The organism is Allobosea sp. (genome assembly GCF_048595345.1).
Lineage (GTDB): Bacteria > Pseudomonadota > Alphaproteobacteria > Rhizobiales > Beijerinckiaceae > Allobosea.
The window spans coordinates 1-17,976 of the sequence record NZ_JBMDWH010000119.1 but is presented as its reverse complement, the minus strand read 5'-3'; the positions used below and the strand labels follow the sequence as shown (position 1 = coordinate 17,976).

The following is a 17,976-nucleotide window of genomic DNA, read 5'->3' as shown; positions in this document are numbered from 1 at the left end:
AGCAGCCATTAACCATGCCTTCCCATAACCAAAGGTCAGCACCATAAGCACCAAGGGGGAACGATGCTGTTCGGGAAAAAGAAGGCGGAGCCGGTCGTGGATCTGGCGGAAGCCCAGGCCTATCGGGAACTGCGCGAGCGGTCGGAGCTCCTCGATCGCTATGCCGGCGTCGGCCTGTGGGAAGCGGTGCTCCACCAGGGCGATGCCATGCATGCCGCCAGCCGCTGGACGTGGTCCGCCGAACTGCGTCGTCTGCTGGGCTACACCTCCGAGGCGGAATTCCCGAATGTCGTGCAGTCCTGGTCGGACCGGCTGCATCCGGATGATGTCGCCTCCACCTTCGCCGCGTTTGGCGGTCATCTGCAGGACAGAAGCGGCGGCACTCGGTATGACGTCATCTATCGCCTCAAGATCCGCGACGGCAGCTACCGCTGGTTCCGGGCCACGGGCGGATGCAAATACATGGAGGACGGCACGACGGTCCGCGCCTGCGGCTCCCTCACCGACGTCCATGATCAGAAGATGGCCGAACTCGCGACCCAGCAGTCCATGGAAGAGGATGGCCAAGCCATCGGCGTCATTCGCGCGGCGCTCGCGGCCCTGGCGGACGGAGATGTCACCGCGCGGATCACGGCCGCGATGCCTGCCAAGGCTGAGGCGCTGAAACTATCGTTCAACGAGGCGGCCGAAAAGCTCGGCCGCGCGATCGGCGCCGTCGGCCAGACCGTGGCCTTGACCCGCGCAACGGCTGCCGAGATCGCCGAAGGCTCGCGCGATCTGTCCGGCATGACCGAGCAGCAGGCTTCCGCTCTGGAGGAAACGGCCGCGACCACGGAGCAGCTGGCGGCTTCCGTCAAGCAGACGGCAAATTCCGCCAAACAGGCGGCCGAAAGCGGCAGCGAAGCGATGAAGGCGGCCGAGGCCGGCGGCGACATCGCCCAGCGCGCCGTCGATGCGATGGCGCGGATCGAAGCCGCATCGCACAAGATTTCCGACATCATCCGCGTGATCGACGACATCGCGTTCCAAACCAACCTGCTGGCGCTGAACGCCGCGGTCGAGGCGGCTCGCGCCGGAGATGCGGGCAAGGGCTTCGCCGTCGTCGCCTCCGAGGTGCGCACGCTCGCGCAACGTTCCGGCGAAGCGGCCAAGGACATTGCGGCGCTGATCTCCTCGTCCAATGGCGAGGTCGGAGAGGGCGTCAAGCTGGTCGGCGCGGCCGGCGAACAGCTCTCGCACATCGTTTCGCTGGCGCGCGGCGTTGCGGCAACGGTCAGCGAAATTTCGATCGCCGCCGCAGAGCAGGCGCGGGGCATCGAGGAAATGAGCCAGACCGTCGCCCATCTCGACGAGACCACCCAGCGCAATGCGAGCCTGGCCGAGGAAAGCGCCGCTGCCGTGGCCGTACTCGAGCAGCGGATGGACGAGCTGAGTGCGCTGACCGCCGCGTTCCGCAGCGAGAGCGGGTCCGGCGCATCGGCTTCCTTCCAGCCCGCCACTCGCCGGCGCGCCGCCTGACGCATCGCTCAGGAGCGCGCGACCGCAGCCCCACGCCGGGCGCCATCGCGCGCGGATAGAGCCGAGGCTCGCCACTGCCGGCCGGCCACCGGCGACGCCTGTGCCTTGCTCTCGCCAAGGGGAAGGTGTCTGGTCCCGTGACGAGCCGACAGAGTTCGTCAAAGGGAGACACGACCATGGCATCTCGTATCCTGATCGCCGCCGGGCTCGGCGCGGCCGTTCTGGCTGGCGCCCTGCCCGCCTTCGCACAGGCCAAGAAGCCCGTCGCGCAAGTGACGGTGACCAACCAGCGGGCCGTCCCGCTCACCGCGTTCGAGATCGCGACGGCCAGCGAGCAGCCGGTTCTCGTCGCCAAGCTGGCCAAGCCGCTGGCGCCGGGCAAGAGTGCGACGCTGCGGCTGACCAAAGCAAAGGGCTGCGCCTACACCGTGCAGGGCGTGTTCGCCGACGAGTCCGAAACCGGCGGCGACATGGATTTCTGCCGGGAACGGGTGATTCGGCTGACGGAGTGAGCGAGGCTCTCCGGCAATCCCTAACAGTCGCCGAAGCCGCGCCGATCCGGGAAGACGGCGCGGTTGTCATATCAGGCGCGGCGCTCACGCCGTCGCGCCGACCCTGACCAGCTTGTAGGTAATCGAGTCCACCAGCGCCTGGAACGAGGCGTCGATGATGTTGGCGCTGACGCCGACCGTGGTCCAGCGCTCGCCGCTTTCGTCACCGGATTCGATGAGAACGCGGGTGACGGCGTCGGTGCCGCCCTGGAAGATGCGGACCTTGTAGTCGAGCAGGCGCAGGCCGCCGATCAACGACTGGTAGCGTCCGAGATCCTTGCGCAGGGCGATGTCGAGCGCATTGACCGGGCCGCTATCGCCCTCCGCCGCCGAAATCAGAACCTCCTCGCCGACCTTCACCTTCACGGTCGCCTCGGAGAAGGTGACGAGTTCGCCCAGCGCGTTGTAGCGGCGCTCGACATTCACCTTGAAGCGTTCGACCGCGAAATAATCCGGCACCTCGCCGAGAATGCGCTTCACCAGCAGGAAGAAGGAGGCATCGGCGCCCTCGAAGGCGTAGCCCTGCGCCTCCTTGTCCTTCACCTCCTGCAGCACGCGGCCGAGGCGCGGATCGTCCCGCCCGAGCGTGACGCCGATGCGCTCCAGCTCGGCGACGAGGTTCGACTTGCCGCCCTGGTCCGAGATCAGCACCTTGCGGGTGTTGCCGATCGTCTCGGGCGCGACATGCTCATAGGTGCGCGGATCCTTCAGCACGGCCGAGGCGTGGATGCCCGCCTTGGTGGCGAAGGCCGAGGCGCCGACGAAGGGAGCGTGCCGGTTCGGCGCGCGGTTCAGCATCTCGTCCAGAGCCCGCGACACATGGGAGAGGTCGGCCAGTTGCGCCTCGCTGACGCCGAGCGCGAAACGGTCGCGATAGCGCTCCTTGAGTTTCAGCGCGCCGATCAGCGTGACCAGATTGGCGTTGCCGCAGCGCTCGCCCAGCCCGTTCAGCGTGCCCTGGATCTGGCGCGCGCCGGCTTCGATGGCCGCCAGCGAATTGGCGACGGCGCAGCCGCAATCGTCATGCGCGTGAATGCCGAGATGATCGCCGGGAATCACCTTGGCGACCTCGGTGACGATGACACCGACCTCGTCCGGCAGCGTGCCGCCATTGGTGTCGCAGAGCACCACCCAGCGCGCGCCCGCCTCATAAGCAGTACGGGCGCAGGCCAGCGCGTAATCCGGGTTGGCCTTGTAGCCATCGAAGAAGTGCTCGCAATCCAGCATCACCTCGCGCCCGGCGGCCTTCGCCGCCGCGACGCTCTCGGCGATGCCGGCGAGGTTCTCCTCCAGCGAAATCTCCAGCGCGACATGGACATGGTAGTCCCAGCTCTTGGCGACGAAGACGATGGCATCCGCCTTCGCCTCCAGCAGCGCGGCGATGCCGGGGTCGTTGGCCGCGGAGCGCCCTGCCCGCTTGGTCATGCCGAAGGCGGCGAATTTCGCCGTCTTCGTCGGCTTTTCGGCAAAGAACGCCGTGTCCAGCGGATTGGCGCCGGGATAACCGCCCTCGACATAGTCGACGCCCAGCCGGTCGAGCAGGCTCGCCACCGCGCGCTTGTCGTCCAGCGAGAAATCGAGGCCGGTGGTCTGAGCGCCGTCGCGCAGGGTCGTGTCGAACAGATGGATCCGGGCGGCGCTCATTGCTCACGCCTCATCTTGAAGCGCACGACGCGCGGAACGACCATGGCGAGCATGACGAGCTTGATGGCGATGGAGAGCGTGCCGACGGGGCGGATGTTGGGGGTCATGGCGTTTCGTTCATGGGCTGCGGCAGACGGCGCAGATCGACAGGGGTTTCGGGATCGATCTCTCCGACCATCGCCGGCTTGAGATCATATTGGGTGGCGATCGCTTCGAGCGCGGCCGGCGCGTCGGTGTTGACGCCCCATGATGCGACGGTGCGGACGAAAGCGCGGGTGGTCATCAGCGTGACCGGATAGTCGACTTCCAGAAACAGCCCCGGCACTTTGCGATCTTCATAGAGCACGACCGCCGACGAGACGTCGTCCGGGCGCCAGTGATCGACGAATTCGCGCAGGGCGAGTTCGCCCGAATTGCGAAGACCGGATTTCAACCGCGCTTCCTCCTCGGGCGTGCGCGAGCGGCGGCGCAGGGACGCGATCCCCTCGCCCACAATGGTCGATACCCGCAAAAGAGCATCGCCCTCCGCCGCGACCCAGCGGCGGATCTCCTCGGCATAGGGCTTGGACGCATCGCCGACGAGCTCGTCCTCGACGCGATCGACCAGGACGATGCGCCGGTTGAGGCGGGCCAGCATCGGCAACAAGCCGGCCGCCGCCAGGCGCAGCAGCGGCCCGGCGTCGGCGACGACGATCGGCTCGCGCGAGGCGCGCGTCATCATCGCTTCACCTCCCAGCTCGTGGTCGGCTCGCCGGTCTGCGGGTCCTTGCCGTCCTTGAGGGCGATGCCCATGGCGGCGAGTTCGTCGCGGATGCGGTCGGATTCGGCGAAGTTCTTCGTGCGGCGGGCTTCGAGGCGGGCGGTGACGAGTGCTTCGATCTGAGCCTTCTCGGAATCGGTGAGTCCGAAGCTACCGGCGCTCCCACGGAACAGATCGCCAAATCCCAAGGCCAGCAGAGTTCTGGTCAAGCGTCTACCAGCGGCTGCGTCGCCGCGTTCAGCATCGTTGTAAACCTTATGCAGAGCGGCGATTGCCGCTGCTGTATTCAGGTCATCGCAGAGCGCAAGCTCGACCTCGGGAATCTCGATTTGGGGCCGCTGATCGGGTGCCCAGACACGGCCCCACGAGTTCAGAGTGCGCTCTGCTTCCAATAGGCTGCGCTCCGTCCAGTCGATCGGCTGGCGGTAATGCGTCTTGAGCATCGCCAGACGGAGGACGTCCCCTCTCCAGCTCCGCCCGCCGAAAGTGTCCGTCGCCAGCAATTCGTTGATCGTCACGAAGTTGCCGAGGCTTTTCGACATCTTCTCGCCTTCGACCTGCAGGAAGCCGTTGTGCATCCAGATGTTCGCCATGCGCCCGGCCCCGTCCGCGCCGCCGAAGGCGCAGCAGGATTGGGCGATCTCGTTCTCGTGGTGCGGGAAGACGAGATCGATGCCGCCGCCATGGATGTCGAAGACGTTTTTCGACGGATCATCGCAGGAGAGGCCGCCGCCGAAGGGGGCCAGCAGCTTCGCCATCGACATCGCCGAGCACTCGATATGCCAGCCCGGCCGGCCGGGCGTCGCGATGCCGGCGGGAGAAGGCCAACCGGGGTCGATGCCGTCGCGGCTCGGCTTCCAGAGCACGAAATCCATCGGGTCGCGCTTATAGGGCGCGACGTCGACGCGGGCCCCGGCCAGCATCTCGTCGAGAGAGCGGCGGGCCAGCGTGCCGTATTTCGGGGCGCCCGCGAGATGCGCCACGGCCGGAACGTGGAACAGCACATGCTCTTCCGCGACATAGGCGACGCCGCGGGCGATGAGGCGCTCGATGATCGCCTTCATCTCCTCGATATGCTCGGTGGCGCGCGGCTCGGCATCGGGGCGCAACGTGCCGAGCGCGTCGATATCGGCGTGGAACTGCGCCGTCGTCCCTTCCGTGACCTTCGCGATCGCCGCGTTCAGCGGCAGATCGGGATAGTCGCGGGCGGCGCGCGCGTTGATCTTGTCGTCCACGTCGGTGAGGTTGCGGGCATAGGTGACGTGTTCGGGCCCGTAGAGGTGCCGCAGCAGCCGATAGAGCACGTCGAAGACGATGACCGGGCGCGCATTGCCGATATGGGCGTAGTCGTAGACCGTCGGGCCGCAGACATACATCCGCACATTCTGCGGATCGATGGGGACAAAGTCCTCCTTCGTCCGCGTCAGCGTGTTGTAGAGCCTGAGGGTCGGCGACATCGGGTGACAATCCTGAAAACGAGCGAAAGCGAAACGGGTAACGACCTGGCCGCTGGCCGGGGCGCTTTTGTCGGTTCGTTTTCAGGACGAGGACGTGAGCAGCCGGCCAGCGAAAGCTAGCGGCAAATCAAGCAAATCGGGTTGTGGATGGCGGCTCGCGTCATGACGTTCAGTGATTGCCTTTATGCAACACGTCCGTCAAGAGGGCGCCCGCCTTGCTGCGCCGCAACATTGCCGCCGCAATTCACGCAATTTTAACGGCCCGGAACCATCTTCCCGAGTCTCGGGTTGCTGGCCCGTGACAACAGGAAGCCTCCGCATGCGCCGCGCCGTAGCCCTTCTCGGACTGCTCGGAATCGTCGCCGCCGGCGTTTCGCTGTCGGTTCTGCCGGCGACGAAGACGACCGCGGCGTCTGCCGGGCCGCGCACCTTCCTCATTCCCGCCAGCGACGGTTACGGCGTCGCCGACTGCATCAGCACCGCATCGGAATGCGGCAAGATCGTTGCGAATGCCTGGTGCGAGGCGCAGGGCTTCGGCAAGGCGGTCGCCTATGGGGTCGCGGACAAGGCCGATTTCACCGGGACGGTGTCGCGCCCGGCCGCGACCGAGCAGCCGCTGAGCATCACCTGCGGCGGCTGACGGCCTGGTTCAGCGAATCCAGTCGGAGCATTTGGGGATATCGGTCGCCGCCCCCCAAGGCATGATCGGGACGGTCGAGGTCGAGTTCTTCGGCGAGCCCTCGATCAGCCTGTCGGTGTAGACCAGATAGACCAGCACGTTGCGCTTGGCGTCGCAGCCGCGAACGATCTGCATCTTCTTCCAGATCAGCGAACGCCGCTCGCGGAAGACTACGTCGCCCTGCTCGGCCTTGTCCTTGAACTTGATCGGCCCGATCTGCCGGCAAGCCAGCGAAGCGTCGGAGGCTTCCTCGGCGACGCCCAACATGCCCTTGACGCCGCCGCGCTCGGGCACGGCGTAATGGCAGGCGACGCCTTCGACGATCGGATCATCGACCCCGTAGACGGCGAGCTTGTCATCCGGCGTCAGAGCCTTCCAGACGGTCGATTTCTTGAAGATCAGATCCTCCTGCGCGGCGGCGGGCATGGCCGCGGCGAGGCAGAGGGCGGCGACCGCAGACAGGATCACGGGCAGGCGCATGGTGTTCGACATCCTCGATGGGTCTCGGCGACGCACCTGATATGGCGATGCGTTGGTCAGGCCGCCAGAGGCTTGAACACCAGCCAAGCGGCCACCAGCGCGCCGATCAGGCCGAGCACGAAGAAGACCAGCTTCAGCCGCGTCATGCCGCTGGCGAAGGCGACATCGCCCTCGGCGACGCTGGGATAGCGATCGAGCAGCCGGGCGACGGCGAGGTTCTCGGCGACGTCGCAGAGTCCGCCGATCAGCCAGCCGCCGCCGCACAGGGCGGCGAGCCACCAGGGCTGCCCGCGCATGGCGAGGCCGGCCACGATCAGGCCGCCGACGATCGCATAGGTGAAGGCGCAAGCGATGTCGGCCGGCAGCACCCGGTTGCGATAGCGCGCGCGCGTCGTCTCGCCATAAAGGCCGAAGAGCTTCTCGACATCGGCGACGCTGTAGCCGTCCCAGTCGCTTTCCAGCATGCGCGGTACGCCCTGCCGGTTCGACCAGAAGCCGACGAGCCAATACAGAGCCACGACGAAGACGGGCCCCCAGACGAAGAAGGCGAGCGGGATCGTCGTCGCATAGAACGGCACCGGGTCGATCATGCTCAGGGCTCTCGCTGCTGGAGTTGTATGCCGCAGGTTATCCGCCACGCCGCGCTGCGCCAAGCGTGTCACGCGGCCAAAAGGCCGCGATCAGGCCAGAGGCAGGATCTCCTGCTCGATCGCGCCGAAGATGGAATGGCCGGCGCCGTCCTTCATCTCGACGCGAACGGTGTCTCCGAAGCGCAGGGCAGAGGGCACCGGCGCGGCGGGAAGAATTTCCACCACCGTGCCGGCGCTCAAGGCGCGCGCCGAGGCTGCGCGTGCCAGCAGGGGCCCGATCGCTAGCGGCAGCGGAATGGGGGTGAGCGCGCCGTTGAGCAGGCGGTGGAGAGGCAGGTCGGGGCCGCCATCGGCCCAGGCACTCCCGAGTTCGTCGGGTGTCACGGCCACCGGCGAGAGTGTCATCGGCGCTGGACCCCGAATCATTCCAGCGGCTTGGCCGGCGGGGCTCCCATCCTGATTCATCTGGTTCACATGGCAGGTGAGCAGCAGCAGCCGCACGGCTCCGAAGGCCTCCGCCGCATCGGCACCGGCTGGGACGGCGTCGGTGATCAGCGCAAGCCCTGCCGCGCAGCCGCTGCCCTCCTCCCCGGCGAGCCGCGCCGCCTGGCGCGGGCCGACCGAGACGTCGCCCGGCGCCTCGACGGGTGTCCCCTCCCCTGCCGTGACGAGGCGACGATAGGCGCGCGGCAGGGGCGCCGCGCAGTCATGCTCGTGGAAGCGGAAGGACGGCACCGCGCCATGCTCCAGCCCTTCGGCGAGATCGGCGAGGCGCGGGGCGATCCGCTCCCAGTCGTCCAGCGCGCCTTGCAGTGTGGGCACGACGGGAAAGGCATCGGTCGCGCGGGTGAGGTCGCGCGAGACGATAACGAGCCGGCCGTCCCGGCCATGGGGCAGAGAAGCGAGTTTCATCTCTTTTCATTCCTTCCGGGACACGCCAATAAGGCGGCAACGGGCTTTCGGAAAAGCCGCGGGAGGAGAGCATAATGGAACGTCGGTCGTTTTTGAAAAGCGGTGTTCTGGCGGCCGCCGCAGCGCCCATCGCCATGCCGGCGCTCGCCCAGTCGCAGCCGCAGGTGAAATGGCGGCTGACCTCCAGCTTTCCGAAGTCGCTCGACACGATCTTCGGCACGGCCCAGCAATTCTCGAAACTCGTCTCCGAGGCGACCGACGGCAATTTCGAGATCCAGGTCTTCGCGCCCGGCGAAATCGTGCCCGGCCTGCAGGCGCTCGATGCGGTCTCGAGCGGCACGGTCGAATGCGCGCATTCGCCGACCTATTTCTACATCGGCAAGGATCCGACGCTCGGGCTCGGCACCGGCATCCCCTTCGGGCTGAATGCCCGCCAGCAGCACAGCTGGTGGTATTTCGGCGGCGGCGAGCAGATCGTGAACGGCGTGCTCGACCGCTTCAACGCCTATTCGATCCCCTGCGGCAATTCCGGCTGCCAGATGGGCGGCTTCTTCCGCACCGAGCTGAAGGGCGTCGACGACCTCAAGGGGCTGAAGTTCCGCATCGGCGGCATGGGCGGCCAGGTGCTCGCCAAGCTCGGCGTGGTGCCGACGCAGATCGCGCCCGGCGACGTCTATCCGGCGCTGGAGCGCGGCTCGATCGACGCCGCCGAGTTCGTCGGGCCTTATGACGACGAGAAGCTCGGCTTCATCCGCGTCGCCAAATATTACTACTATCCCGGCTGGTGGGAGGGCGGCGCGATGCTGCACCTCATCATCGGCAAGGAGGCCTGGGGCAAGCTGCCGAAGCATTACCAGGCCATCGTCCAGCAGGCCTGCGAGGCGGCGAACAACTGGATGCTGGCGAAGTACGACTTCGTCAATCCGGGCGGGCTGCGCCGTCTGGTGGCGCAGGGCGCGCAGCTGCGCGGCTTCCCGCTGCCGGTGATGGAGGCCGCGCTGAAGGCGGCCGAGGAATATTATGCGGAGACCGGCGCCAAGAACGCTGACTTCAAGAAGGGCTATGACTCGATGGTGGCGTTCCGCGGCGAGAACCTGCTGTGGTGGCAGCTGGGCGAGCTCTCCTACGACACCTTCATGAACCGCCTGAAGGCGCGCTGAGACCGGGGGGCGAAAAACCGATGTCGACCAAGCCGCCAGACGAACCCAGCAAGCAGGCGCTCCGGCTGGAGCGCTTCCTGCCCTACCGGCTCAATGTGGTCGGCTCCTTCGCGAGCCGGGCGCTGGGCCGGATCTATGGCGAGCATTTCGGCATCGGCATTCCCGAATGGCGCGTCGTGGCGCAGCTGGGCGAGTTCGGCAAGCTGACCTCGCGCGACATCGGCGAGCTCGCCCAGATGCACAAGACCAAGGTTTCGCGCGCGGTGACGGAGTTGGAGAAGCGCGGCCTCGTCTCACGCTCCGAGAACCGGCAGGACCGGCGCGAATCCTTCGTGGAGCTGACCTCGGCCGGCAAGCGCATCTATGACCAGATCGTGCCGCTGGCGCTCGGTTTCGAGGCGCGCTGGATCGAGGGCATCCCCGCCGAGGAGCTGATGACCTTCGAGCGCGTGCTGTCGACGCTGACCGAGCGCGGGCGGCATCTGGCCGGCACTTATCGGGAAGAAGACGGCTCTTAAGCGCTGCCCGCGCGAGGCCGCTGCCTCAGAAATATTTCGCGAGATTGCGCCGGATGCGCGCCTGCGGGTCTTCGCCCGGGGGCGGATAGTCGAAGGCCTGGCCGGTGATGGTCTCGTAGGCACGGACATAGACCGAAGAGGTCTGGTCGATCAGCTCCTGCGGGATCTGCGGCAGATCCTGCGTATAGGGGTCACAACGCTCGACCACCCAGCTGCGGACGAAATCCTTGTCGAAGGATTCGGGCCGGCCGCCCGCCTCGAAACGCTCCGGATAGCTCTGCGCGAACCAGTAGCGGCTGGAATCGGGCGTGTGGATCTCGTCGGCGAGCAGGATGTGGCCATCGGCATCGAGGCCGAACTCGTATTTGGTGTCGGCGAGGATCAGCCCGCGCTCCTGCGCCTTCTGCTGCCCGCGCGCGAACAGCGCGAGCGAGAAAGCCGCCAGCTCGTCCCACTGCGCCTGCGTCAGGAGCCCGCTCCCGACGATCTGGGCCGGGGACAGCGGCTCGTCATGGCCTCCGTCGAAGGCCTTGCTGGTTGGGGTGAGGATCGGCTGCGGCAGGGCCTGATTGTCCCTCAGCCCGTCCGGCAGGGTCATGCCGTACATGTCGCGGCGGCCCTGCTTGTACATGGTCAGGATCGAGGTGCCGGTGGTCCCGGCGAGATAACCGCGCACCACCATCTCGACGGGGAGAATTTCCAGCCGCTTGCCGACGACGACGTTCGGGTCGGGATATTCGAGCACGTGGTTGGGGCAGATGTCGGCCGTGTGTTCGAACCAGTAGCGCGCGGTCTGGGTCAGCACCTGCCCCTTGAGCGGGATCGAGGCGATGGCCCGGTCGAAGGCCGAGAGCCGATCGGTCGAGATCAGGATCCGGCGGCCATCGGGCAGATCGTAATTCTCACGCACCTTGCCGCGGTAATAGTTCGGAAGCTCGGGAATGACGGCTTCGTGAAGCGGCAGATAGTCGGACATGCGCGGCACGCCTCATGCGGCTGGAGATCGGACGGCCGGGCGCCCCCGGCCCGGGCGTTCTAGATCAAAGGGGCGAGCACTGGGAACCCTTTTCACGCGTACCGGCTGCCGGTGCGGCAACGGCCCGATTGCTGCCCGGGGGCGAATATGGCATGGCGGAAGCGGGGTTCGGTGCCCGGCGCGTGCCTATGGGCCGCAGGCCCGCTCCTTAGTTCCGTCGCCTTTGGCGGGTGTTCTCGACGGCATGACGCGGTTTCCCCCAGACCGCCGCGATACTGGATGACGTGACCGGCCCACGATGATGCTGCTGCTGACCCGACGCCTCGGCATGACCCTGCTGACGCTGGCCGCCCTGGCCGGGCCGGCTGCGGCGCAGTCGCCTTCCTGCGACGCCTGGCGTTCGGAGCTGGAAAGCCTTCAGGGACGGGCGGGCGGCGATCCGCGCGCCGCTCAGGCCGCGCAACGCATCGGCGCGCAGCTCGGCCAGCTCGGCGAGCAATATCGCGGAATGGGCTGCGACCGGGGCTTCACCCTGTTCGGTCAGGGCGCGCCGCCGCAATGCGCCGGCATCCGCGCGCAGATGGGCAATCTCGAAGCGCAGTACGGCGCGCTGCAGCGGCAGGCACAGGGCGGCGGCGTGGAGCAGCGCCGGGCGCAACTGGCGGCGGCGATCAGCAACAATTGCAGCGCGCGGCCACGCGGATTCTTCGATACCATCTTCGGGCGCGACCCCGGCCCTGGCGGCGTCGATTCGACGCTTCCCGAACTCGATACCGAGCAGCCGGTGACCCAGCCCGAGAAGCCGCGCCTGGGCGGACCGCAAACGGTCTGCGTGCGCAGCTGCGACGGGTTTTTCTTCCCGCTTTCCAACAACACCGGCAATGCCGACGAGATGTGCCAAGCGCTGTGCCCGGGCTCGCAGACAACCGCCTTCGGCATGAGCGCGGGCGGCGACATTCAGAACGCCGCCTCCCGCTCCACCGGCCAGCCCTATTCCTCTTTGCCCAATGCCGGGAAATATGTGCGCTCCTTCGATGCCAGCTGCACCTGCCGCGGCCAGGGACAAAGCTGGTCGGAGGCTCTGAAGAACGCCGAATACCTGCTCGACAAGCGCAAGGGGGACGTCATCGTGACGGAACAGCGCGCCGCCGAGCTGTCGCGGCCGAAGGCCGATCCGAAGGCCGAGGCACGGCGCCGCGGCGCGGGCCAGCCGGCCCCGGCACAGGCGCAGGCCCCGGCGGGTGCGCAGGACGCGGCCGAGGAAAAGCCGATGCCGTCCGAGAATTCTCCGACCTCCGGCACCGAATCGGCGGGCGTCGGGCCCGAGACGGTCCAGGAGAAGACGCTGGACAAGAAGGACGGCCTCAAGAGCGAATCGCGCAGCGTCACCGGCGAGCGCCGCACCGTGCGCATCGTGGCTCCCAATCTGGCGCCCAATCTCAGCCCGCAACTGGCGCGGCCCTGAGGCACAGAGGTTCCATGCCTCGACCGCATGCGTCCACGCATGGCGAAGCAAAGCCCGGCGCTGGACGCATGCCCCAGAGAGTCGCATAAGGCGGTCAGCGCCCTCCGGACGCCGTCGGATGCAGGCCCGCAGACACGCTGCTTGCCGGGTCGCCTTTGACGCCCTCCAGCCTTCAGGCGGACCCATGGCGAACAGCGAGACGACGACCCATCCGCATCCGATTGCCTTCGACGATGCGAAGCGACGCATCAAGGCGATTTTCATCGGCTCCGTCGGCAATCTGGTCGAGTGGTACGACTTTTACGCCTATACGGCGTTCGCACTCTATTTCGCCCCGCATTTCTTTCCCTCGCACGACCCGGTCGTGCAGCAGCTCAACGCCGCCACGCTCTTCGCGGCCGGCTTCATCGTGCGCCCGGTCGGCGGCTGGCTCTTCGGCCATATCGCGGATCGCTACGGGCGGCGCCTGTCGCTGACGCTCTCGGTGCTGATGATGTGCTTCGGCTCGCTCATCATCGCCTTTACGCCGACCTATGCCTCGATCGGCTTTGTCGCGCCCGTGCTGCTCGCCGTCGCGCGCCTCATCGAAGGCCTGAGCCTGGGCGGCGAGTACGGCGCCAGCGCGACCTATCTGACCGAGATCGCCGATCCGGAGCATCGCGGCTTCTATTCCAGCTTCCAGTACGTCACGCTGATCGGCGGGCAACTCACCGCCATTCTCGTCCTGCTCCTCCTGCAGAATGTCTTCCTCACCCATGAGCAGCTGGTCGCCTGGGGCTGGCGCATTCCCTTCGTCATCGGCGCGCTGCTGGCCGTGATCGCGCTGTTCATGCGCCGCCACATGGATGAGACGGCGTCGTTCAAACAGGCCAAGGACGCCGGCAGCATCAAGCGCGAAAGCTCCCTGCGGGCGCTCATGCGCTATCCGCGCGAGGTCGCGATCGTGGTCGGGCTGACCGCGGGCGGTACCGCCGCCTTCTACACCTTCACCACCTATATGCAGACCTTCGTGAAGCAGACGGTGGGGCTGTCCGACATCACCACCACTTATGTCATCGCCGGCTCGCTGATCTTCGCCTCGATCCTGCAGCCGATCTACGGGCTGATCTCGGACAGGATCGGCCGCAAGCCGGTGCTGCTGTTCTTCGGCGTCGCCGGCACGCTGCTGACCGTCCCGATCCTGACGACGCTGGCCGGCACGAAATCGGCCTTTGTGGCGTTCCTACTGATCTGCGGCGCCTGGATCTTTACCGCCGGCTACACCTCGATCAATGCGGTGGTGAAGGCGGAGCTGTTCCCGACGGCGATCCGGGCCACCGGCATCGCCGTGCCCTATGCGCTGACGGTCTCGATCTTCGGCGGCACCGCCCCGGTGGTCGCGCTCTATTTCAAGTCGATCGGCCACGAGCAGTGGTTCTTCTACTATCTCGCCGGCATGATCTGCGTGTCGCTGCTGGTTTATGCGACGATGCGCGACACCAAGCACCGCTCGGCGATGGAGCGCCACGAGTAAGGCATAGCCCGATGACGGAGCTCAGGCGCTTTCGCCCGCCAGCCGCTTGAGCGCCTTCTCGCGTCCGATCAAGGGCAGCAACCCCGCCAGCTCCGGCCCGTGATCGAGTCCGGTCAGTGCCTGCCTCAGGGGCATGAACAACGCCTTGCCCTTGGCCCCGGTTGAGGCCGCGACGGCCTGCGTCCAGCTTTTCCAGGTGGTCGCATCGAAGGGCTCGGCCGGCAACAGTCCAGCGGCGGTCGCCGCGAAGGCCGGATCGGCGATGACCGGGCGGATCGGGCCGCGGACGATATCGGCCCATATCCGCGCCTCGCCGAGCTTCGTCAGATTGCCGCGGATCGCGAGCCAGAGCGGCTCGCTCGTCTCCATGCCGCTTTCGGCGAGGCGCGACCCCACCGCCTCGTAGGGCATCTGGTGCAGGGTCCGGGCGCTCAGCGCCTCGAGTTCGTGCTCGTCGAACTTGGCGGGGGCGCGCGAGACATGGGCGAGATCGACGAGGCCGGCGAGTTCGTCGAGGCTCGCGACCGGGCGCACCGCATCGGAGGTGCCGACCAGCACCGCCAGCGCCGCCACCGCCAGCGGCTCGACCCCGCTCTCACGCAAGCCGCGCAGGGAGAGATGGCCGAGGCGCTTGGAGAGCCCCTCCCCGCTCGCGGTGGTGAGCAGGTTGTGATGGCCGAAGACCGGCATGGCGGCGCCCAGCGCGGCGAAGATCTGCGCCTGGACCGCCGTGTTGGTGACGTGATCCTCGCCGCGGATGACATGGGTCACGCCGGTCTCGATATCGTCCACCACCGAGGGCAGGGTGTAGAGATAGCTGCCATCCTCGCGGATCAGCACCGGGTCGGACAGCGACGCGCAATCGACATGCGACGGGCCGCGGACCAGATCGTCCCAGGCGATCTCGCCGGCCTCCAGCAGGAAGCGCCAATGCGGCTTACGCCCTTCCGCAGCGAAGGCGGCCTTCTGTTCGTCGGTCAGCTTCAGGGCGGCGCGGTCGTAGATCGGCGGCAGGCCGCGCGCGAGCTGGCGCTTGCGGCGGCGGTCCAGCTCGTCGGCTGTCTCGTAGCAGGCATAGAGCCGTCCTGCGGCCCGCAGGCGCTCGGCGGCGGCGTCATAGATCGCCAGCCGTTCGGATTGCCGAATCACGAGGTCCGGCACGATGCCGAGCCAGCCGAGATCCTCCGCAATCGCCTCGGCATATTCCACCTTCGAGCGCGCGATGTCGGTGTCGTCGTAGCGCAGCAGGAAGCGGCCGCCATGGCGGCGCGCGAACAGCCAGTTGAACAGCGCCGGCCGGGCGTTGCCGATATGCAGGTAGCCGGTGGGCGACGGGGCGAAGCGGACGAGCGGTGTCATGGGCGGCTTATGACGCTTTTGACGGGGAGCGACAATCCGGCCATCGCGCTCGAAAAGCGCGATTAACCGGCCGTTAGGGTTACCGGGGCATGAATGATGCGGGCGATCTCCGTGTTCGACGGTCGCCGGGGAGAGTAGGATGCAGATCCGTTCCATCGCACCCGCATTCGGGCTCGCTGCGCTGGCCACCGCCATGATCCAGGCGCCCACTCTGGCGGCCGACTATCCCGTGCTGCGAGGCTCGCAGATCGAAGACGCACCGCCGCCGCCCAACATGGCTTCGGGCGCGATCTGGCAGGGCTTCTATCTCGGCGGCAGTGCCGGCTATGGCTCGTCGCATATCGACGCCTACAACCAGTACAAGAACCTCTCGACCGAGGCGCTGAACGCGTTGGCGATCAAACCCTATGCGGAAAACCTGATCGCGCTTGGTAAGCAGAGCTCGGACAAGAACGTCTTCGGCGGGTTCGCCGGGTACAACTGGCAGTTCGGCGATGCCGTGCTGGGCATCGAAGGCGAGTATCAACGCGGCAAGTTCTCGTCTCAGCAGACCACCAGCCGCTCGATCGTCTATGACAACATCTTCGGCACCACCGTCGCCTCGACCGCGACGCAGGAGCCTTACGGGACCGAGACCCTGATCAACGTCACAGCGAAATCGGCCAACCAGATCAATGATTTCGGCGTTCTGAAAGCCAGGGCGGGCTACGCCTATGGCAATATCATGCCCTATGTGACCATGGGCGCCGCGCTGGCGAAGATCCGCTCCAACGGTACCTTCGGCTACAGCTACACGACCGTCGAAAGCTACGACAGCTATCAGGGGATCACCGCGATCGATCCTACGACAGGCACTTTGACCACCGTGCGCGGACCTTATCGCGGCCGAAACTCCTTCATTTCCAATTCGCGCAGCGCGACCGTCGGCGGGCCCAGCTCCGGCTATGTGCCCGGGCTGGCGCTGGGCGCCGGCATCGATGCGCTGCTCGGCGACAACATCCTGTTCCGGGCCGATTTCCAGCGGATCTATTTCAGCGAATACAAGGGCGTGCAGCCCATCGTCGACGTGGCGCGCGTCGGCGCCGGCCTGAAGTTCTGATCGCCAAGGCGGCAGCATCGCGCTCCAGAACAAAAGGCCGGGGCATCAGCCCCGGCCTTTCGCTTATCCGGCATCGACGAAGCGGATCACTCGGCCGCTTCGACCTCGGGGCGGGCGCGGCCAGCGCGCTCGCGCTTGACCAGCTCGGCGACGAGGAAGGCGAGTTCCAACGCCTGCTCGGCATTGAGACGCGGGTCGCAAACCGTGTGGTAGCGGTCATTGAGGTCCGCATCGGTCATGCCGCGCGCGCCGCCGGTGCATTCGGTGACGTTCTTGCCGGTCATCTCCAGATGCAGGCCGCCGGCATGGGTGCCTTCCGCCTGATGAACGGCGAAGAAGTTCTTCACCTCGCCCATGATCAGGTCGAAGGGCCGGGTCTTGTAGCCACTGGCGGCCTTGACCGTGTTGCCGTGCATCGGATCGCAGGACCAGACGACATTGAGGCCCTCGCGCTTGGTCGCGCGCACGAGCGCCGGCAGGTTGTCGAACACCTTGTCGGCGCCGAACCGGCCGATCAGCGTGAGGCGCCCCGGCTGGTTCTGCGGATCGAGCACCTCGATCAGCTTCAGCAGCCCGTCGACCGTGGTCGAGGGGCCGCATTTCAGGCCGATCGGATTGCGGATGCCGCGGAAGAACTCGACATGGGCATGGTCGAGCTGGCGGGTGCGATCGCCGATCCAGACCATATGACCCGAGGTGTCGTACCATTCTCCCGTCGTGGAATCGACGCGGGTCATGGCCTGCTCGTAGCCGAGCAGCAGCGCCTCGTGGCTGGTGTAGAACTCGGTCGTGCGCGTCTCGGGATGCGCTTCCGGGTCGATGCCGATGGCGCGCATGAAGTCGAGGGATTCGGTGATCCGCTCGCTGATCTCGTTATAGCGCGAGGAGGCCGGCGAATCCTTGACGAAACCCAGCATCCAGCGATGGGCGTTGTCGAGATTGGCGTAGCCGCCGGTCGCGAAGGCGCGGATCAGGTTCAGCGTCGCGGCCGACTGGCGGTAGGCCTCGAGCTGGCGGCGCGGATCGGGCACACGCGCCTCGGGCGTGAAGGCGATGTCGTTGACGATGTCGCCCTTGTAGCTCGGCAGCTCGACGCCGTTCTCCTTCTCCGTCGGTGCAGAACGCGGCTTGGCAAACTGGCCGGCGATGCGCCCGACCTTCACCACCGGCGAACCGCCGGCGAAGGTCAGCACCACCGCCATCTGGAGGAACAGGCGGAAGAAGTCGCGGATGTTGTCGGCGGAATGCTCGGCGAAGCTCTCGGCGCAATCACCGCCCTGCAGCAGGAAGGCCTC

General features: G+C 66.8%; 17 protein-coding genes. 8 read left to right on the top strand and 9 right to left on the bottom strand.

What is annotated here, in order from left to right:
• The first annotated feature begins 63 nt into the window (after positions 1-63).
• A complete protein-coding gene (locus ACOJTB_RS11880; RefSeq protein ID WP_420102730.1) occupies positions 64-1,518 on the top strand; it encodes a methyl-accepting chemotaxis protein in 1,455 nt (484 codons plus the stop codon).
• Between the two features lie 176 nt (positions 1,519-1,694).
• Entirely contained in the window at positions 1,695-2,030 is a 336-nt protein-coding gene (locus ACOJTB_RS11875) for a hypothetical protein (RefSeq protein ID WP_420102729.1), read from the top strand.
• An 84-nt stretch (positions 2,031-2,114) separates the two neighbouring features.
• Here the strand turns inward: ACOJTB_RS11875 and cimA are convergent, their stop codons facing one another.
• The 3 genes from cimA to cysS all read right to left on the bottom strand — a co-directional run bounded on the left by cimA (position 2,115) and on the right by cysS (position 5,930).
• A complete protein-coding gene (gene cimA / locus ACOJTB_RS11870; protein ID WP_420102728.1) occupies positions 2,115-3,713 on the bottom strand; it encodes a citramalate synthase in 1,599 nt (532 codons plus the stop codon).
• Positions 3,714-3,816: 103 nt separating this feature from the next.
• Positions 3,817-4,434 (bottom strand): PIN domain-containing protein, encoded by a 618-nt coding sequence (locus tag ACOJTB_RS11865; protein WP_420102727.1) that lies wholly within the window; start codon positions 4,432-4,434, stop codon positions 3,817-3,819.
• Positions 4,431-5,930, bottom strand: coding sequence for a cysteine--tRNA ligase (gene cysS / locus ACOJTB_RS11860; RefSeq protein WP_420102726.1), 1,500 nt, complete (start codon positions 5,928-5,930; stop codon positions 4,431-4,433). The genes ACOJTB_RS11865 and cysS overlap by 4 nt, the downstream gene beginning before the upstream one ends.
• A 319-nt stretch (positions 5,931-6,249) precedes the next feature.
• Here cysS and ACOJTB_RS11855 point away from each other — a divergent pair, with 319 nt between their 5' ends.
• Positions 6,250-6,570 carry a hypothetical protein gene (locus ACOJTB_RS11855; protein ID WP_420102725.1) on the top strand — a complete coding sequence of 107 codons (321 nt, stop codon included), beginning with the start codon at positions 6,250-6,252 and terminating at the stop codon, positions 6,568-6,570.
• A gap of 9 nt (positions 6,571-6,579) precedes the next feature.
• Here the strand turns inward: ACOJTB_RS11855 and ACOJTB_RS11850 are convergent, their stop codons facing one another.
• The 3 genes from ACOJTB_RS11850 to ACOJTB_RS11840 form a co-directional block, all read right to left on the bottom strand.
• Entirely contained in the window at positions 6,580-7,089 is a 510-nt protein-coding gene (locus tag ACOJTB_RS11850) for a CreA family protein (RefSeq protein WP_420102724.1), read from the bottom strand.
• A 56-nt stretch (positions 7,090-7,145) separates the two neighbouring features.
• The gene (locus ACOJTB_RS11845) at positions 7,146-7,679 is read right to left on the bottom strand and encodes a hypothetical protein (RefSeq protein WP_420102723.1); all 534 of its coding nucleotides are present in this window, start codon (positions 7,677-7,679) and stop codon (positions 7,146-7,148) included.
• A gap of 90 nt (positions 7,680-7,769) precedes the next feature.
• Positions 7,770-8,591: a 2-keto-4-pentenoate hydratase gene (locus ACOJTB_RS11840; RefSeq protein ID WP_420102722.1), complete on the bottom strand. Its 822-nt coding sequence runs from the start codon at positions 8,589-8,591 to the stop codon at positions 7,770-7,772.
• Positions 8,592-8,665: 74 nt separating this feature from the next.
• Here ACOJTB_RS11840 and ACOJTB_RS11835 point away from each other — a divergent pair, with 74 nt between their 5' ends.
• Positions 8,666-9,751 carry a TRAP transporter substrate-binding protein gene (locus ACOJTB_RS11835; protein ID WP_420102721.1) on the top strand — a complete coding sequence of 362 codons (1,086 nt, stop codon included), beginning with the start codon at positions 8,666-8,668 and terminating at the stop codon, positions 9,749-9,751.
• Between the two features lie 20 nt (positions 9,752-9,771).
• Positions 9,772-10,269 (top strand): MarR family winged helix-turn-helix transcriptional regulator, encoded by a 498-nt coding sequence (locus ACOJTB_RS11830; protein ID WP_420102720.1) that lies wholly within the window; start codon positions 9,772-9,774, stop codon positions 10,267-10,269.
• 25 nt (positions 10,270-10,294) lie between these two features.
• On the opposite strand, the gene ACOJTB_RS11825 is transcribed toward ACOJTB_RS11830, so the two are convergent.
• The gene (locus ACOJTB_RS11825; RefSeq protein ID WP_420102719.1) at positions 10,295-11,245 is read right to left on the bottom strand and encodes a phosphoribosylaminoimidazolesuccinocarboxamide synthase; all 951 of its coding nucleotides are present in this window, start codon (positions 11,243-11,245) and stop codon (positions 10,295-10,297) included.
• Positions 11,246-11,543: 298 nt separating this feature from the next.
• On the opposite strand from ACOJTB_RS11825, the gene ACOJTB_RS11820 reads away from it, so the two are divergent.
• Together ACOJTB_RS11820 and ACOJTB_RS11815 are read left to right on the top strand one after the other, a co-directional pair.
• A complete protein-coding gene (locus ACOJTB_RS11820; RefSeq protein WP_420102718.1) occupies positions 11,544-12,710 on the top strand; it encodes a DUF2865 domain-containing protein in 1,167 nt (388 codons plus the stop codon).
• Positions 12,711-12,894: 184 nt separating this feature from the next.
• Positions 12,895-14,223, top strand: a complete 1,329-nt coding sequence (locus ACOJTB_RS11815) for an MFS transporter (RefSeq protein WP_420102717.1) — start codon at positions 12,895-12,897, stop codon at positions 14,221-14,223.
• Between the two features lie 21 nt (positions 14,224-14,244).
• Here the strand turns inward: ACOJTB_RS11815 and gltX are convergent, their stop codons facing one another.
• Positions 14,245-15,582, bottom strand: a complete 1,338-nt coding sequence (gene gltX / locus ACOJTB_RS11810) for a glutamate--tRNA ligase (protein ID WP_420102716.1) — start codon at positions 15,580-15,582, stop codon at positions 14,245-14,247.
• Positions 15,583-15,721: 139 nt separating this feature from the next.
• On the opposite strand from gltX, the gene ACOJTB_RS11805 reads away from it, so the two are divergent.
• Positions 15,722-16,681, top strand: a complete 960-nt coding sequence (locus ACOJTB_RS11805) for an outer membrane protein (RefSeq protein ID WP_420102715.1) — start codon at positions 15,722-15,724, stop codon at positions 16,679-16,681.
• A gap of 86 nt (positions 16,682-16,767) precedes the next feature.
• On the opposite strand, the gene ACOJTB_RS11800 is transcribed toward ACOJTB_RS11805, so the two are convergent.
• Positions 16,768-17,976, bottom strand: a 1,209-nt coding sequence (locus ACOJTB_RS11800; RefSeq protein WP_420102714.1) for a class II 3-deoxy-7-phosphoheptulonate synthase, incomplete at its 5' end; no start/stop codon positions are given.

What these genes read in the sequence shown, in the direction of transcription:
- ACOJTB_RS11835 (WP_420102721.1), top strand. Translation starts at nt 8,666, where the DNA reads ATGGAACGTCGGTCGTTTTTGAAAAGCGGTGTTCTGGCGGCCGCCGCA.
- ACOJTB_RS11845 (WP_420102723.1), bottom strand. Translation starts at nt 7,679, where the DNA reads ATGATCGACCCGGTGCCGTTCTATGCGACGACGATCCCGCTCGCCTTC.
- gltX (WP_420102716.1), bottom strand. Translation starts at nt 15,582, where the DNA reads ATGACACCGCTCGTCCGCTTCGCCCCGTCGCCCACCGGCTACCTGCAT.
- ACOJTB_RS11855 (WP_420102725.1), top strand. Translation starts at nt 6,250, where the DNA reads ATGCGCCGCGCCGTAGCCCTTCTCGGACTGCTCGGAATCGTCGCCGCC.
- ACOJTB_RS11880 (WP_420102730.1), top strand. Translation starts at nt 64, where the DNA reads ATGCTGTTCGGGAAAAAGAAGGCGGAGCCGGTCGTGGATCTGGCGGAA.
- ACOJTB_RS11865 (WP_420102727.1), bottom strand. Translation starts at nt 4,434, where the DNA reads ATGATGACGCGCGCCTCGCGCGAGCCGATCGTCGTCGCCGACGCCGGG.
- ACOJTB_RS11875 (WP_420102729.1), top strand. Translation starts at nt 1,695, where the DNA reads ATGGCATCTCGTATCCTGATCGCCGCCGGGCTCGGCGCGGCCGTTCTG.
- ACOJTB_RS11815 (WP_420102717.1), top strand. Translation starts at nt 12,895, where the DNA reads ATGGCGAACAGCGAGACGACGACCCATCCGCATCCGATTGCCTTCGAC.
- ACOJTB_RS11850 (WP_420102724.1), bottom strand. Translation starts at nt 7,089, where the DNA reads ATGCGCCTGCCCGTGATCCTGTCTGCGGTCGCCGCCCTCTGCCTCGCC.
- cysS (WP_420102726.1), bottom strand. Translation starts at nt 5,930, where the DNA reads ATGTCGCCGACCCTCAGGCTCTACAACACGCTGACGCGGACGAAGGAG.
- ACOJTB_RS11820 (WP_420102718.1), top strand. Translation starts at nt 11,544, where the DNA reads ATGATGCTGCTGCTGACCCGACGCCTCGGCATGACCCTGCTGACGCTG.
- cimA (WP_420102728.1), bottom strand. Translation starts at nt 3,713, where the DNA reads ATGAGCGCCGCCCGGATCCATCTGTTCGACACGACCCTGCGCGACGGC.
- ACOJTB_RS11805 (WP_420102715.1), top strand. Translation starts at nt 15,722, where the DNA reads ATGCAGATCCGTTCCATCGCACCCGCATTCGGGCTCGCTGCGCTGGCC.
- ACOJTB_RS11840 (WP_420102722.1), bottom strand. Translation starts at nt 8,591, where the DNA reads ATGAAACTCGCTTCTCTGCCCCATGGCCGGGACGGCCGGCTCGTTATC.
- ACOJTB_RS11830 (WP_420102720.1), top strand. Translation starts at nt 9,772, where the DNA reads ATGTCGACCAAGCCGCCAGACGAACCCAGCAAGCAGGCGCTCCGGCTG.
- ACOJTB_RS11825 (WP_420102719.1), bottom strand. Translation starts at nt 11,245, where the DNA reads ATGTCCGACTATCTGCCGCTTCACGAAGCCGTCATTCCCGAGCTTCCG.